The organism is Halanaerocella petrolearia, assembly GCF_054657875.1.
In genome coordinates this window covers 581,426-596,920 of the sequence record NZ_BAAHXW010000002.1, presented here as the reverse complement: position 1 = coordinate 596,920, position 15,495 = coordinate 581,426, and the positions used below count along the sequence as shown (strand labels likewise).

14 protein-coding genes are annotated in these 15,495 nt (G+C 33.8%); all 14 read right to left on the bottom strand.

Annotated features, from left to right (window positions below; genetic code table 11):
- Nucleotides 1-98: 98 nt before the first annotated feature.
- A complete protein-coding gene (locus ACYQ39_RS10215; protein WP_459842719.1) occupies nt 99-362 on the bottom strand; it encodes a hypothetical protein in 264 nt (87 codons plus the stop codon).
- 173 nt (nt 363-535) lie between these two features.
- Nucleotides 536-1,249, bottom strand: a complete 714-nt coding sequence (treR, locus tag ACYQ39_RS10210; protein ID WP_459842717.1) for a trehalose operon repressor — start codon at nt 1,247-1,249, stop codon at nt 536-538.
- Between the two features lie 35 nt (nt 1,250-1,284).
- Nucleotides 1,285-2,970 (bottom strand): alpha,alpha-phosphotrehalase, encoded by a 1,686-nt coding sequence (gene treC / locus ACYQ39_RS10205; protein ID WP_459842715.1) that lies wholly within the window; start codon nt 2,968-2,970, stop codon nt 1,285-1,287.
- A gap of 91 nt (nt 2,971-3,061) precedes the next feature.
- Nucleotides 3,062-4,477, bottom strand: coding sequence for a PTS system trehalose-specific EIIBC component (gene treP / locus ACYQ39_RS10200; protein WP_459842713.1), 1,416 nt, complete (start codon nt 4,475-4,477; stop codon nt 3,062-3,064).
- A 218-nt stretch (nt 4,478-4,695) separates the two neighbouring features.
- The gene (gene deoC / locus ACYQ39_RS10195; RefSeq protein WP_459842711.1) at nt 4,696-5,367 is read right to left on the bottom strand and encodes a deoxyribose-phosphate aldolase; all 672 of its coding nucleotides are present in this window, start codon (nt 5,365-5,367) and stop codon (nt 4,696-4,698) included.
- A gap of 137 nt (nt 5,368-5,504) precedes the next feature.
- Nucleotides 5,505-6,449, bottom strand: a complete 945-nt coding sequence (locus tag ACYQ39_RS10190) for a transketolase family protein (protein ID WP_459842709.1) — start codon at nt 6,447-6,449, stop codon at nt 5,505-5,507.
- 221 nt (nt 6,450-6,670) lie between these two features.
- Complete coding sequence (locus ACYQ39_RS10185) at nt 6,671-7,483, bottom strand: transketolase (RefSeq protein WP_459842707.1); 813 nt, start codon at nt 7,481-7,483, stop codon at nt 6,671-6,673.
- 2 nt (nt 7,484-7,485) lie between these two features.
- Complete coding sequence (locus tag ACYQ39_RS10180; protein WP_459844339.1) at nt 7,486-8,337, bottom strand: YitT family protein; 852 nt, start codon at nt 8,335-8,337, stop codon at nt 7,486-7,488.
- Nucleotides 8,338-8,342: 5 nt separating this feature from the next.
- Nucleotides 8,343-9,089, bottom strand: coding sequence for a WecB/TagA/CpsF family glycosyltransferase (locus ACYQ39_RS10175; protein ID WP_459842705.1), 747 nt, complete (start codon nt 9,087-9,089; stop codon nt 8,343-8,345).
- Complete coding sequence (gene csaB / locus ACYQ39_RS10170) at nt 9,079-10,176, bottom strand: polysaccharide pyruvyl transferase CsaB (protein ID WP_459842703.1); 1,098 nt, start codon at nt 10,174-10,176, stop codon at nt 9,079-9,081. The genes ACYQ39_RS10175 and csaB overlap by 11 nt, the downstream gene beginning before the upstream one ends.
- Nucleotides 10,177-10,415: 239 nt before the next feature.
- A complete protein-coding gene (locus ACYQ39_RS10165; protein WP_459842701.1) occupies nt 10,416-12,257 on the bottom strand; it encodes a DUF5693 family protein in 1,842 nt (613 codons plus the stop codon).
- 257 nt (nt 12,258-12,514) lie between these two features.
- Complete coding sequence (locus ACYQ39_RS10160; protein ID WP_459842699.1) at nt 12,515-13,210, bottom strand: LmeA family phospholipid-binding protein; 696 nt, start codon at nt 13,208-13,210, stop codon at nt 12,515-12,517.
- A 15-nt stretch (nt 13,211-13,225) separates the two neighbouring features.
- The gene (locus tag ACYQ39_RS10155; RefSeq protein ID WP_459842697.1) at nt 13,226-13,948 is read right to left on the bottom strand and encodes a ZIP family metal transporter; all 723 of its coding nucleotides are present in this window, start codon (nt 13,946-13,948) and stop codon (nt 13,226-13,228) included.
- A gap of 234 nt (nt 13,949-14,182) precedes the next feature.
- A protein-coding gene (gene prfB / locus ACYQ39_RS10150) for a peptide chain release factor 2 (protein ID WP_459842695.1) occupies nt 14,183-15,272 on the bottom strand; the annotation gives its coding sequence in 2 pieces (ribosomal slippage) (nt 14,183-15,205 and nt 15,207-15,272; 1,089 coding nt in all).
- Between the last annotated feature and the right edge of the window lie 223 nt (nt 15,273-15,495).

Here is a 15,495-nt window from a genome sequence, read left to right as displayed (position 1 = left end):
TTCCGAATAAATTCGATTTACTATCAACTATATCTATCATGATTTTATATCACCAAATTTATCCGGAACTTTTCTAATTAAACAAATAACTAATATGCTTAATCTTCATTCCGCTTGAAGGTTGCTATTGATTCTTCTATTACTTGTCTGCTTTCTGGATATTTTAAGAATTCAGCATGTATTTCAGCAAAAGCCTCTCGAAACTCTTTACTCTCCTTTAAAAAATGAGTAGCTATTTCAGTCAATAATAATATCATTTCAAGTGATTCATCATACTTCTCCGGCTCTGACTCTTCCATCTTTTTTAATTTTTTATTTACCATTCCAATAGATAATTCAGCAAATTCATCTGTTAGAAACATATTATCCCTCCAAAATAATCTTTTTTATTAGTATGAGGGACATTATTTATATTATTCTAGAGCTAGATAATTTGAAATATACTTTTTATTATTTATCACTTATCACTGATTACTAATTACTAGTTACTGCATAAAATAAAAAAGAACCTCAGTAGATCACCTACCAAGATTCTTTAGACACCTCGTCTAGAAAAATCTATAAATCTGAACTTATCTGGTCTATGTCTAGATTCAGTATACTGAAATAAGCTAGCATCATCTAGATGAACATAATTTTTAACTACTACAACAACATCATAACCATTTAGATCTAGATACTCTCTATCCTCTCTACTAACATCCTCTATAGAAATAACTTTCTTAGCAAAACTAATTTCTAACTCTAATTCATCTTCAATATACTCATAAATAGAGCTTTTACAGATTTCTTTAGTTAAATCAGAAACAAATTCTTGATTTAAGAAGTCCTTATCTAAAATTATTCTTTCATTACCTATCTCTCTTGCTCTAATAATCTTCCATACTTCATCATCTTTAGATAGATTCAATTGTTTCTGTAGAAAATTATCTGGTTTCATTAACTCTAGCTCATGAACAATAGTTTCAGAATTTTGACCTAGTTTATCAGAAAGCTCTTTAAAGCTTACTAAACCTGAAACAGGAAAATCAAATTTTTGTATATCCAAAACAAATGAACCTTTACCTTTTATCTTTTGAATATAACCATTCTGTGATAATAAATCTAAAGCTTTTCTGATAGTGCCACGAGATGCATCATATTCTTTAACTAACTCATTTTCTGAAGGTAGCTTAGTCTTAGGCTCTAACTTACCTTCTTCTATCTGATCAACTAAATCATTATAAATACTTAAATATTTGTTTTTCATTATCTATCACCCGGTTTATTCTATCATTTTATGAATTATTTTTCAAGATGATAAACAATGGATTCATATGGACGTAACTTAATATTTTTAAGCTCTTCTGGAGAATCATCATAATTTGAGATTAAAATTTCACTATCATAACCAACTAAATCTTGTAATTCATCTGGTAACTCAAACATGGTTTCTGCTCCATAGAAGTTATTGACAACTAACAGTTTTTCATCTTCATAACTTCTTAGATAAGCAAAGATATCTTGATGATTATCTAGGATTAATTGATAATCACCATATACAATAATATCAAACTCTTTTCTTAAGCTAATTAACTGCTGATAATAATAAAAGATAGAATCTTCATCTTCTAATGCTTGTTGGACATTAATTTCTTTATAGTTTGGTGCTGCATTAATCCACGGTGTTCCGCTAGTAAAACCAGCATTCTGACTATCATTCCACTGCATTGGAGTTCTTGAGTTATCCCTTGATTTGGCTCTAATAGAATTCATAATTTCTTCTTCTTCTTTTCCTTCTTCTTTCATGATCTGATAAGCATTTAAAGACTCGACATCACGATAATCATCAATACTGTCAAATTTAGGATCTGTCATACCAATCTCTTCACCTTGATAGATATATGGTGTTCCTTGCATCATGTGAATCGTAGTAGCCAACATCTTAGCAGATTCTTTATGATACTCTCCATCATCACCAAATCTAGTTACAACTCGTGGCTGATCATGATTACACCAGAACAAAGCATTCCAACCACCACCTTGGTTCATTCCTACCTGCCAATTAGATAAAATCTCCTTTAGTTCAATAAAATCAAAGTCTACATTAGTCCATTTTTCTCCATTTGGATAATCGACTTTTAAATGATAGAAGTTAAAGACCATATCCAGTTCATTTCTATCTGGATTAGTATATTTAATACAGTCTTCAATATTAGTTGAAGACATCTCTCCTACTGTCATCATATCATAATTAGAGAACACTTCTTGGTTCATCTCTTGCATAAATTCATGAACCCTTGGCCCGTCAGTATAGAATTTTCTACCGTCTCCTTCATAATCATCTGGGAAGTCTTGTCTTTTAGAGATTAAATTAACTACATCTAATCTAAATCCATCTACCCCTTTTTCATCTAACCAGAAGTTCATCATTTCATATATTTTATCTCTTACTTCTTGATTCTCCCAATTCAAATCAGCTTGAGTTACATCAAATAGATGTAAATAATACTGTCCAGTCCGTTCATCATACTTCCAAGCAGAGCCACCAAACTTTGATTCCCAGTTATTTGGAATCTGGCCATCATTACCATCTTTCCAGATATAAAAGTCTCTATATTTATTGTCCTTAGACTTTCTAGCCTCTTCGAACCATTCATGTTCAGTAGAAGTATGATTAACTACTATATCCATAATAACTTTAATATCACGTTTGTGTGCCTCATCCAATAACTTATCAAAATCATCCATTGTACCATAATCTTCATAAATACTATAATAATCTCTAATATCATATCCATTATCATTCTGTGGTGAATCATAAATAGGAGTCAACCAAATAACATCTACTCCTAATTTATCTAGATAATCTAATTTTCCTATAATTCCTTGAACATCTCCTACACCATTTCCTGTAGTATCATTAAAACTCTTTGGATAAATCTGATAAACAACTGAATCCCGCCACCAATCTTGTTGTAAATTATTCATAATACCCTCCCTTTTTTAATTATTAATAACTTACGAATTATCACTTTATTGATAAAATTAAAAGGCCCTTCTCAGGCCTTTTATAAATTATCTATTTAGCAAATTTCTTTGCGTATATTACTGTTAAGACAAATGGAATAACTAAACAAACTACTGTTCCAACTAAGAATGCTGGAATATACTTTGGAATAATTGAGATAAATCCTGGTAATCCTCCAATTCCAATTGATGAAGCCAGTACATCATTCATTGTAATATATAAGCCTGCTAAAGCAGAACCAATAATTCCAGCAAAGAACGGATACTTCTTTCTTAATGTAACACCGAATAAAGCTGGTTCAGTAATTCCAAAGTAAGCAGAGATAGCAGAAGTTGAAGCTAGACTCTTATCATCTGGATCATCTGCCATCCAAGACATTGCTAAACAAGCACTTCCTTGAGCTATATTAGATAATGCTAACATAGGCCATAAGAATGTTCCACCATGCTGAGCTATTAACTGAATATCAACAGCAAGAAACATATGATGCATTCCTGTAGCAACCATTGGAGCATATAACGAACCATATAATAAACCGCCTAACCATGGAGCAGTCTCATATGCACCAACAATTCCTGAAGTTAACATACCTCCTAGATTACGAGTAAGCGGGCCAATAAATCCTAATGATAAGAACCCTGTTACTAAAATACTAGTAATTGGAACTATTAATAACTGAATAGCATTTGGAACCCATTTTCTTAACCATTGTTCTACTGTACTTAAGATATATGCTGCAGCTAAGACTGGCAAAACCTGTCCTTGATATCCTACTTTTTCTATCTGAAATAATCCTAAGATATTAAAGTGTTCAACATTTCCTTCAAGTGCTGCTTCTCCATAACCCCAAGCATTCATCAAACTAGGGTGAACTAACATAAGTCCCGTAACAATACCTAAGATTGGACTACCACCAAACTTCTTAGTTGCAGACCAACCAACTAAAGCAGGCAAAAATACAAAAGATGTATTAGCCATCATATTAATTAAATTCCATAAGCCTTGCAAACCAGGATATACTTGTAATAAAGTCTTACCTTCTACAAATAGTCCTTTAGCACCTAATAAATTATTAAGTCCCATTAACACACCAGCAACTATAATAGCTGGAATAATTGGCATAAAGATATCTGATAATGTTTTAACTAATTTCTGCAATGGATTTAAATTTTTAGCGCCAGAACTTTTCACTTCTGATACCGAAGTTTCTTCCATGCCAGTAAGTTGAGTAAATTCGGCATATACTTTCTCAACATCACCCGAACCAATAACAACCTGATAAACTCCTGATGAACTAAAAGCACCTTTAACTAATTTTACTGCTTCTAATTCTTCCTTGTCTACTTCTGATTCATCATTTAAAGACAAGCGAAGCCTAGTCACACAATGAGCCGCATTCTCAATATTCTCTTTGCCACCAAGATGTTTAATTATTTGTTCAGCATTCTTCTTATAATCTGCTGCCATTAGTTTTCCCCCCTATAGAAATTCATCATATTATTTGTCATTATATATACAGTTCTTATAGAGGTTATAATATTATAACTTGTATATACAACTTTTGTTCTGTTAATATTATAACCTGTATATACAAGTTTGTCAACTCCAAACTATTACTTTCTGTATAACTTTGTCGAATTATTAAAATAAGAAAACCTCCCATTTAAGGGAGGCTTTCTTATAAATTAATAATCTGTATTTACTTCTTCACCTGTTACAATTTTAACTCCTGAGCTAGCACCGATTCTAGTAGCTCCTGCTTCAATCATCTCTTCTGCATCTTCTATACTTCTAACTCCACCAGAAGCTTTTACTTCTAAATTGTCTCCCACAACATCCTTCATTAACCTAACGTCTTTTATCTTAGCTCCAGCAGTACCAAAACCAGTAGACGTCTTAACAAAGTCAGCCCCAGCTTCTTTAGCTACTTCACAGGCTTTCTTCTTTTCTTCTTCTGTTAAATAGCAAGTTTCAATAATAACTTTCACTATTTTATTACTAGCAGCTCTAACTACAGAAACAATATCATCTTGAACAATATCCCAAGCTTCAGATTTTACTGCTCCTAGATTAATTACCATATCAATTTCATCAGCACCACTATTGATAGCATCTTTAGTAGAAAATACCTTAGTCTCTGTAGTGGCAGCACCTAATGGAAATCCAATTACTGTACAAACCTTAACTTCGCTACCTTTTAACTCCTGGTTAACTAACCTAACAAAACCTGGATTAACACAGACTGAAGCAAAGCCATACTCAATAGCTTCTTGACATTTAGCTATTACATCTTCAGCAGTAGCATCAGCATTCAAAATTGTATGATCAATCATGCTTGCTACTTCTTCTGTATTCATCTAAATAAACGCCTCCTTCTTTACGTAATTAGGAACTAGTACTAGTGTGAGTAAATTCAAACTCTTCATTTTCTACAAGTTTTTCAGACTTTTCGTAATAAATCTGCTCCCACTCATTACTCACACTGACACTAATATTACTTTTTATTTTTTATAACCTCTTTAACCTGCTTTATAATCTTATCAGCAGTCAATTCAAATTCTTTCATTAACTCTTTTGGAGCACCAGACTTACCAAATGTATCTTCAACTCCTACTCTTTTAAGTGGCACTGGATGATTTTCTGATAATGCTTCAGAGATAGCACTACCTAATCCACCATAGATATTATGCTCTTCTGCTGTTACTACAGCACCTGTCTTCTTAGCAGATTCAATAACACCTTCCACATCTAATGGCTTAATGGTATGTACATTGACTACCTCAGCTGAGATATCTTCATTAGCTAACTCTTCTCTAGCTTCAATAGCCTCTGCTAACATCATTCCGGTAGCAAAGATTGTTACATCGCTACCTTCTTTAACTGTATTCACTTTACCCCATTCAAATTCATATGTCTCTTCATCAAAAACTACTGGAGTTCCTACACGACCAAACCTTAAATAAACTGGTCCGTCATAATTAGCTGCAGCTTTAGTAGCTGCCTTAGCTTCTGTATAATCTGCAGGTACAATTACAGTCATATTTGGAATTCCACGCACAATACTAATATCTTCAATAGCTTGGTGAGTAGCACCATCTGGGCCAACTGTAATTCCAGCGTGAGTTACTGCAATCTTAACATTAAGATTTGGATAAGCAATTGAGTTTCTAATCTGGTCACCTACCCGTGCACTACCAAATACAGCAAAAGTACTAGCGAAAGGAGTCTTGCCAGCACTAGCCAATCCAGCAGCCATCCCCATCATATTCTGTTCACTAATTCCTACTTGAAAAAATCTACCTTCATAGTCTTCAGCAAAGTAAGCAGTTCTAGTAGAACCAGATAAATCAGCATCTAAAACTACTACATCTTCATTTTCAGCTCCTAATTCAACTAAAGCTTCACCATAAGCGTTACGTGTTGGAATCTCTTCTGTCATTATTAACCCTCCCTGAACAATTCAGTTTACAATTTAGTGTACAGTTATAAACAAGCCACAATATTGAGTCTGAGCAGATCTTATCACGAAGTGGTTCATGTATTTTGAACCCAAAGGTGAGCTTAAGTGAAACTATCACAAAGTGATCGCTAAATCCAAACAATTAGTTTTATAAATTACTTAGACTTAAACTCAAACTTAAGCTTAATTGTTAACCACCTTTACTCTAGTTCAGTTAAAGCTGTTTTAGCTTTTTCATCTCCAGGTGTCTTACCATGCCAAGCTGGATTATCTTCCATATAAGAAACACCTTTACCTTTGACTGTGTTTGCTACAATCATTGTTGGTTGTCCTTTTACTTCTCTTGCCTCATCAAAGGCTGCTAAAATTTCTTCTAAATTATGTCCATTAATTTCAATTACATACCATCCAAAAGACTCAAACTTTTCAACAATAGGCAAAACTTCCATAATCTCTTCTGTCTTTCCGGCAAGTTGAATACGATTATTGTCTACAATCCCTACTAAATTATCTAACTCAAATTGGACTGCAGCTAAAGCAGCTTCCCAAATTTGTCCTTCCTGCAGTTCACCATCACCTAATAAAGAATAAACACGATAATCCTTATCATCTGTCTTTCCAGCTAAAGCCATTCCTAAAGCAGTAGACAAACCTTGACCTAAGGAACCAGTTGTCATATCTACTCCTGGTGTCTTTTTCATATCTGGATGTCCCTGTAAGTGGCTACCTAACTTTCTTAAAGTATCTAGATCTTCTTTCGGAAAGTAACCTTTCTCTGCTAAAGCAGCATATAATACTGGAGCAGCATGCCCTTTAGATAGAACAAAACGATCACGATCCTCCCAATCAGGATTTTCAGGATCTACATTCATTTCATCAAAATAAAGAGCAGTTACAATATCAGTTGCTGATAAAGAACCACCTGGGTGTCCAGAACCAGACTCAACTAACATTTCTAAAATATCATATCTAATTGCTTTTGCTTTCTCTTCTAACTCTGTAATCTTTGCCATAATTAACCCTCCTTAAGTAAGTTTTCATTAAAACCTTCACCTAAGACTTCATGTACCTCAGTAATAATTACAAAGGCATCTTCATCTATAGTATGTACCAAACGCTTAAGGTCTGATACTTCTGAACGACTAATAATACATAATAATATTTCTTTATTATCTTTAGTAAAACCACCTTCACCTTTTAAAACAGTGACCCCCCGATCCATCTCCTCTAAGATCTTACCCTTAACATCAGAAGCCGAATCAGAGATAATAAAACTTGCTTTAGCAATATCTAATCCTTCCTGAACTAAATCAATAACTCTACTAGTAACATATAAAGCAACCAAAGCATATAAAGCCTGTTCCGGGTTAAAAGCAATTCCAGCTAAAGCAATAACACAAAAATCAATAATTAATAGTCCTTTTCCTACACTAAAATTTGTATATTTACTAATCAGCTGAGCTACTAAATCAGTCCCTCCAGTAGTACCTTTAGCTCTAAAGACTAATCCCAAACCCAGACCAGTTAAACCACCACCATATAAAGTAGCTAATAGGGGATCATGCGTAATCACTGGTAGGGTTCCAGTCAATAAATCAATTGCTAAAGATAAAGCTAAAATTCCATATAAAGTTCTAATTCCAAATTTGGTTTCAAACTCTCTAAAACCAATTATAAAAAGTGGGACATTAAAAGCTAGTATCACCTTATCTACTGGTAAATTAAAGAGATAATAAATTACTGTAGCTAAACCACTAACTCCTCCAGCAGCAACCTTATTAGGTATTAGAAACATTACTAACCCTGTTGCTGTCAATACTGATCCTAATGTAATTATAAAGTAATCATAGACTGTCTCTTTAGTTATAATCACTACTTATCACCTTGCTTACCCATTTTAAACCGCTGTTGTATAACCTTATAAATAAATTCTGGTAATGCTATCATCCTTCCTAAACGCTTAGGCTCTTGCCCTAGTCTGTATAACCATTCTAAATTAAGTTGTTGCATCATAATAGGAGCTCGTTTCTTATTACCAGCTAAAATATCAAAGCTACCTCCCACTCCTATACCTACTGGAACTGCTAATTCATGTAGATAAGTAGCTAACCATTTTTCCTGTAGAGGAACTCCCATACCGACTAGTAAAATATCAATTGACTGATTTTTAATATCAGCTACTACTTGTTGTTCTGATTCACGATCTAAATAACCATGATGAGTGAAAATAGTTAAATTAGGATACTTCTCTAATACCTTCTGCTTAGCCTGCTTTGCTACTCCAGGAGCAGCTCCTAAAAAATAAAAACTATACCCACTCTTATTTCCTTTAGCTAATAATTTTTTTACTAAATCAACTCCTGCCACCCGTTCATTAAGTGGTTTTCCTAATAACTTAGTAGCTAATACAACTCCAGCACCATCAGGTATAGCCAATTGGGCAGAGTTGATAATCCTCTTTAACACTAGATCTTCATTAGCCTGTACAATCATTTCTGCATTAGGAGTTACAACTAGATTACTAGTTTCTGATTGAACAAACTTTTCAACTCTCTCTACTGTTTCTGACATATTTACCTGATCAATTAAAACTCCTAAGATATCGACTTTATTTACCATAAAAATCCCTTAACAGCCGTAAACTTATTTCTAGATTCTGTTGGGCTAGTCCTTCTAAATTATTGGATTTTTTCTGTAAAGTTGGTTTTATACCTTCTTTTTTCTCCCATAAGGATATTATTGTAGGATAAACTTCTTCTGTTTGTAATGAATCAACTTTGGCTACTGGGGCCAACTCTAACCGCTCCAAAAAGTTATCTACTTTTGGATCATAGGCAATTCCAACTGGTAAAACATCCATTACTGTAGCAAAAACTAGTGAGTGAAGTCTAACACCTATTAGTAAATCAGTCATTCCAGTTAAAGTCAATAACTCCTGAGGAGTATAATTCTCTCTAATAACAACTGCTTGCTCTGTCATCAATCCTTTTATCTGCAAACTAACCTCTTTATCAGTTGGGTAGTGCAGAGGAAGAAATAAGATCTCTGCCTCTAGTTCTATTTTAAGTCTATCTAATATCTTAGCCAACTCTTCTAAATATCTATTATCTCCCCAAGAACGGGGCGAAACTCCAATCACTGGTGAACTTAAACTAATACCTTCTTGGCTTAGAATCTGATCAACTCTTTGTTGGGAAACAGCCTCTAGTAAAAAGACTGGATCAGCTGTTAAATTCACTTCTCCTTTGACACCTATCTCTTCTAGAAGTTTCATAGATGCTTTATCTCGAACTGTAATAGCATCGACTCTAGATAATACCTTCCTAACTAACTTTCGATTGAGTCGACTATTAATTGGCCCTACTCCTTGACCACAGAAGAAGACAGGCAACTTAAATAATTGGGCCAACTGTATAACCCCTAAATAATAAGGTATTGTCTTCCAACTAGTTACATCCTGTAGCAGGCTTCCTCCACCACTGATTAATAAATCAGCTTGTTTGAAATAATAAGTCAACTGCTTTACATCATACCTATTAATTGCCTGAACCTGATGTACTTCTTCTGTCCAACTGGGATTACCAGACAAGACAGTTAATTCAACACCATCTATCTTCTGCCTCAACCCTGTAATTAAAGCAGATAAAATTGCCTCGTCACCAGCATTATTGAAACCATAGTATCCAGATAACATAACCTTGGGCATAAAAATCACCTGTTTCAAAAGGTTTGCAGTTTCAATGACATAGTCATGAGCCGTGTGCTTTGAGCTATGTGCAATTCAAAACCATTACATTCAAAATCTAACCTCTATAAAATTTCTTATTTTAAGATTTATGGGCTATTTTGGACTCACAGCTCATAGCCACTGCTGTACCACAAAAGTGCCACTTAATATCAATTAAGTTTCGCTTTTATAATTTACCTTTCACTACACCTCACCCACTACTCACCACTCACTACTGATAACTTACGATTAACAACTACCAGCCCTATTCCAATCCCCCCACCTAACAGCAACCCCTCAACAATTCTTACTAAAGAGATTAAGACTGGAGTATGTAGATGAGAGAGAGTATTGAGTAAGTTAATTGGCCCTATTAGCCCTAGTACTACTAACCAACTTAACTTCTTTCTCTGTAATGAATGATCTATACCTAATAAAAGTAGAGGATGTCCAATTAAAAATGACTTAAATCGTGGTCTAACTGGCAGTATCTCTTCTAAAAAACCTCTAATCATCTGCTCTATAGAGCTAACACCAATCACTGAGACATTTCCTGTTCTACTAAGATAAATAACTCCAACTCCTAAGACTATAGTTATAACTATTATTTCTTGCCATAATACTGGTCGCTGAAATAAATTTAATAAAAATTCTTTTAACTTCTCCCAACTATTATACTGTTGATAAAGGTAATAAACTCCTCCTAATAATAGTGGTAGAAGAAAAGCCAACTTCACCCCTCGAAAACTTCTAATCTGTAATAAATAACTAGTATCAGATAATAGACCAGAAATTAAGATACCACCTGCTAAAGATAATAGACTAACCTGAATAAAGAGAATAAGACTATCAACTATACCTTTTTTTCTATCAAGTTGGAAATTAATATAACTAATTACTAGTATAGGAGTTGCAATGGCTATAACTAAAGCTATCAACTGCCAAGCGAAATGTCTTACAAGTAAAGTTGACAATACTAATGTTATATTTACTAGGATAAAAATAGATAATGTAAAATTAGGTTGTACTAGATCTACTATTAAAGATATTAATGCAACTGCACCTAATAATATTAAATAGCGTAAATGAAAAGACTTTTTCCATTGTTGATAGGGCTTAGCTCTACCTAATTGATAGCCAGTTTCTTTTAATTCTCTACTCAACCCTGCTACAAACTCTAGAGTCTCTTCTCTAGTAGCAAAAGGCTTTAAGTATAAACTTCTCACTCCTCGCTCTTGTACTGCCTTTAAATAACGACCAATTACCTCTTCTACTCGTAGGTTCAATAATAGTTGTCGATCAATACTATGTACTCTAACAGATTGGTAGTCTATCTTTTGGGCCAACTTATGAGCCCCTTGTTGATAAGCAATAAAGGGCTCTATCAGACCTAGAGTAATATCAAACTCTTGGAGCACCCTAGCTGTCTGCTCTAATTTATCTGGATAACCAACTACCTCTTCTCCACTAAAAATAATCTGGCTTACCTTTGGAATTTTAGCCAATATATTAGCTAAATTACTAGAGCCAACTTGCCTACTAACTCTAGGAATCAAATCTAAACCATACTTATTAGCCAACTGATAACCAAAAGAAGTCATCATTAAAGGCTCTTTCAGTATTTTAGAATCAGATTGGTAATCTTTAATAATTAGGATATTATTATCTAACTCTACTCTATCTGCTCCTAACTTAAGTTTTAAAGCTCGTTTTAAATTCACTAATAACTTAAAAGGACCACTAATGTAAAGAGCATTCGAATCAAACTCAGCATTAGTTTGGACTAGATTATCTAATAGGCTAAGTCTTTTACCAGTATAATAGACTAACTCATTTTTGTTGTCCAGCTCCTGTAAACTCTCTCCTCTAACTGCTATGGTCTGTAGTCCTGATTCCTTTAACTTAGGTAATAATGATAATTGGTCTGCATCAGCCAACAAATTATAATCCATTATCAATTCTACTTGTCTATTACTAGTCTCTACTTGTGATTTATCAGCTACTAGAATCCCAGCACTAACTATAGAAATCAATAGTAGAATAATTAATATCTTTCGCATCAAGTCCACCACACTTTATTATTCTCCCTACCTTTAGGATTCGGAACTTATTAGTTAATTATTCTTACTAGGTCAAATTGTCTATCTTATTAATAGCTATGAGTCGTGTGACATGTGCTGTGAGCTAAATCAAAATCTCTACATTACAAAACCTATACCCTATATAAAATATATCATTTCAAGGGAGAGAAGTATTTTGAATTTTGGTTTTGAATTAGCCCATAACTCATAGCACACGACACATAGCTCACCGCTCACTACTCACCGTTCTCTCCTAACAACTGCAATTTATCCTGCTCTAAATTAACCTTCCTTACTCTGATAGGAACAGTTAGTTTAGCTAAATCTATTTTAAACTGCAACTTATTCTTCAACTCCTTAATAACTTCTCCTGGAACTACAATATTCTCAACAGCTAATTTATCAGACTTGAAAACAATCTTGTCTTTATTAGCTACTACAAAATTACCGGCTAACTGTAGATTAACTTCAGCATTAAAAAAGTTAATTAATCCTGTCATAATCACCTGACTAGAAGTTAAATCAACTTTAAAGTTCTTAAAAATCTTCAAAGCAGGCTTAGTTAATAAATAATTATTTAAATCCTCTTCTGTTATCTCTAAATCTAAATAGGTATTCTTTCCTTCTGTCACCTGCCAACCTTCTTTAGTCTCTTTTAATTTTAGATCTTTAAAAGTTGCCTCCAAGCTATCAACTCTAGTTCCATTTAACTTGATACCTCTACCTACCAAATCCAACTCATCAATTCGACCAATCAAGACCTTGACTGCTGGAAAAGCATCAACATCTACTTCTAACTGTTGCCAACTTTCTACCTCATTCTTTAAACTCTTTTTTACTTCTTGAGCAAAAAAGCCAGGTAATAATAACTGCAGACCTATCATTATTACTATTATAATAATTACAAACCAGAATTTAATTGATTTTGTCATACTAATTCCTCCACTTTACAAGAATAAAGCTAACATTGTCCCAACCCCTAAACCAACTAATAGTCCTACTGTAGCATATAAACCATACCTAAAATTATAAGCCTCTGGTAATAACTCATAAATAATAATATAGAGCATACCTCCACCAGCAAAGCCTAGATTAATAGTTAATATTATAGGCGATATAAACCCTAATAGTGCTCCACAAAAAGCTCCTATTCCCATTGGAATTCCAGGTAGCATAGTAGCCCCTAAAATCTTAAAAGGAGACCACCCCCCAATATTCATTGGTGTAGCTAAAGCTAAGCCTTCTGGTAGATTATGTAAAGTGATTACTACGGCTAAACTCAAGCCTAACTTAGCTTCAGCTATGCAGCCAGCTCCAATAGCTAACCCTTCAGGAAAATTATGCAGAGCAATCCCTAAACCTAATAAAAGACTTGTCTCTATATGCTCATTCTCTTCTCCATCAGTCTTAATATAACCAGCCAATGAACTTAATACTATTAAACCTAATAAAACACCTAAAACAGTATAAATTAAATTACTATGCTCTATTGCTTCTGGAAGTAAATCCAGTAAAACAACAGATAACATAACTCCACTGGCTACTCCTAACATCAGACTAATCGATCTATCCTTAGGTCGGCGCCAAACAAAACTAATAGCTCCCCCTAATCCAGTACCCACTACTCCAGCCAACAGACCAATTATTGTAATTGAGGCAATCAAATACATATCCTTCACCTCACTTGTGTTAATTGACAATGTACAGTTGACAGTTAAAAGCAAAGAACAAATAATAATTAATAAATAATATCTAAAACATCAAAAGACAGATATTGAGCTTAAGTTTGAGGTTAAGTCTGAGCAACCCATAACTCACAACTCACTACTATAAAAAAAGAAACTCCTCGCCTATATAAGACGAGGAAAGTAAACCTATATTAATTTATGCCTCAGCTTTTAAAACTATTCTTGCTTTAGGTAAGCTTCAATCAATAAATCCAAGTCTCCATCCATTACCTGCTCAGTCTTACCTGTCTCAAAATCAGTTCTATGATCTTTAATCATTTGATAAGGATGAAAGACATAAGAACGAATCTGATTACCCCAAGCAATTTCTTTATGCTCACCACGAATCTCCTCTAATTTCTCTGCCTGTTTTTCCTGTAGATATTCAAATAATTTGGCCTTTAGGATCTTCATAGCTCCTCTTTTATTTTTATGCTGAGAACGTTCATTCTGACACTGAGCTACAATTCCTGTTGGCAAGTGAGTAACTCGCACTGCAGAATCAGTAGTATTAACATGCTGTCCACCAGCACCACTAGCTCGATAAGTCTCCATCTTTAAGTCTTTCTGCTTAATATCTACATCAATATCATCATCTAACTCAGGCATGACATCAACTGAAGCAAAAGAAGTATGGCGCCGGCTAGAAGAATCAAAAGGAGAGATTCTAACTAATCTATGGACCCCTTTCTCTGACTTTAAGTAACCATAAGCAGCAGAACCACTAATCTGCATTGTTACACTCTTGACTCCTGCTTCATCACCTGGTATAAACTCTAAGGTTTCAATGCTATAATCATGTCCTTCAGCCCACCGAGTATACATTCTAAGTAGCATTTCAGCCCAATCTTGAGACTCAGTTCCACCAGCTCCAGGGTTAATTGATAATAAAGCATTATTATTATCATACTTACCTGATAATAATACTTTAAGTTCCATATCTTCTATATCTTCACTTAGTTTACCTAATCGCTCTTCTACTTCAGATATTGTTTCCTGGTCATCTTCTTCAGTAGCCAACTCTAATAGAATTTCTAACTCTTCTTTTTCTTCAATTAATTCATCATAACCAGTGATTTTATCTTCTAAATTACTATCCTGCTTACTAATTTTTTGAGCTCGTTTATTATCATTCCAAAAATCAGGCTGAGCCATCTCTTCTTTTAACTTTTCATGTTTAGCTACCAATTGATCATAGTCAAAGAGATTCCCTCAGTTCTGCTAATTGATCTTCTAACTTAGATAACTTTTCTGTTAAATCTTTCATCCAACCACCTCGCATATGTATTTTACAGTTTACAATTTACAGTTAACTGTTAAAATCAAAAAACAAGTAACAAAGATTAAATAATAATTGAGCCTAAGTTTAAGCTTAAATCAATATTTACTCAAACTTAAGCTCAGACTTAATATTTATTACTCACACTAATTCCTGATACTTTATATTCTCTATTCTGCTTTTAAAGAATTTAAACTAGTGATTTTAAATT

Excerpts from the sequence above, each read along its gene's own strand:
- ACYQ39_RS10215 (WP_459842719.1), bottom strand. The coding sequence starts at position 362 with ATGTTTCTAACAGATGAATTTGCTGAATTATCTATTGGAATGGTAAAT.
- treR (WP_459842717.1), bottom strand. The coding sequence starts at position 1,249 with ATGAAAAACAAATATTTAAGTATTTATAATGATTTAGTTGATCAGATA.
- treC (WP_459842715.1), bottom strand. The coding sequence starts at position 2,970 with ATGAATAATTTACAACAAGATTGGTGGCGGGATTCAGTTGTTTATCAG.
- treP (WP_459842713.1), bottom strand. The coding sequence starts at position 4,477 with ATGGCAGCAGATTATAAGAAGAATGCTGAACAAATAATTAAACATCTT.
- deoC (WP_459842711.1), bottom strand. The coding sequence starts at position 5,367 with ATGAATACAGAAGAAGTAGCAAGCATGATTGATCATACAATTTTGAAT.
- ACYQ39_RS10190 (WP_459842709.1), bottom strand. The coding sequence starts at position 6,449 with ATGACAGAAGAGATTCCAACACGTAACGCTTATGGTGAAGCTTTAGTT.
- ACYQ39_RS10185 (WP_459842707.1), bottom strand. The coding sequence starts at position 7,483 with ATGGCAAAGATTACAGAGTTAGAAGAGAAAGCAAAAGCAATTAGATAT.
- ACYQ39_RS10175 (WP_459842705.1), bottom strand. The coding sequence starts at position 9,089 with ATGGTAAATAAAGTCGATATCTTAGGAGTTTTAATTGATCAGGTAAAT.
- csaB (WP_459842703.1), bottom strand. The coding sequence starts at position 10,176 with ATGCCCAAGGTTATGTTATCTGGATACTATGGTTTCAATAATGCTGGT.
- ACYQ39_RS10165 (WP_459842701.1), bottom strand. The coding sequence starts at position 12,257 with ATGCGAAAGATATTAATTATTCTACTATTGATTTCTATAGTTAGTGCT.
- ACYQ39_RS10160 (WP_459842699.1), bottom strand. The coding sequence starts at position 13,210 with ATGACAAAATCAATTAAATTCTGGTTTGTAATTATTATAATAGTAATA.
- ACYQ39_RS10155 (WP_459842697.1), bottom strand. The coding sequence starts at position 13,948 with ATGTATTTGATTGCCTCAATTACAATAATTGGTCTGTTGGCTGGAGTA.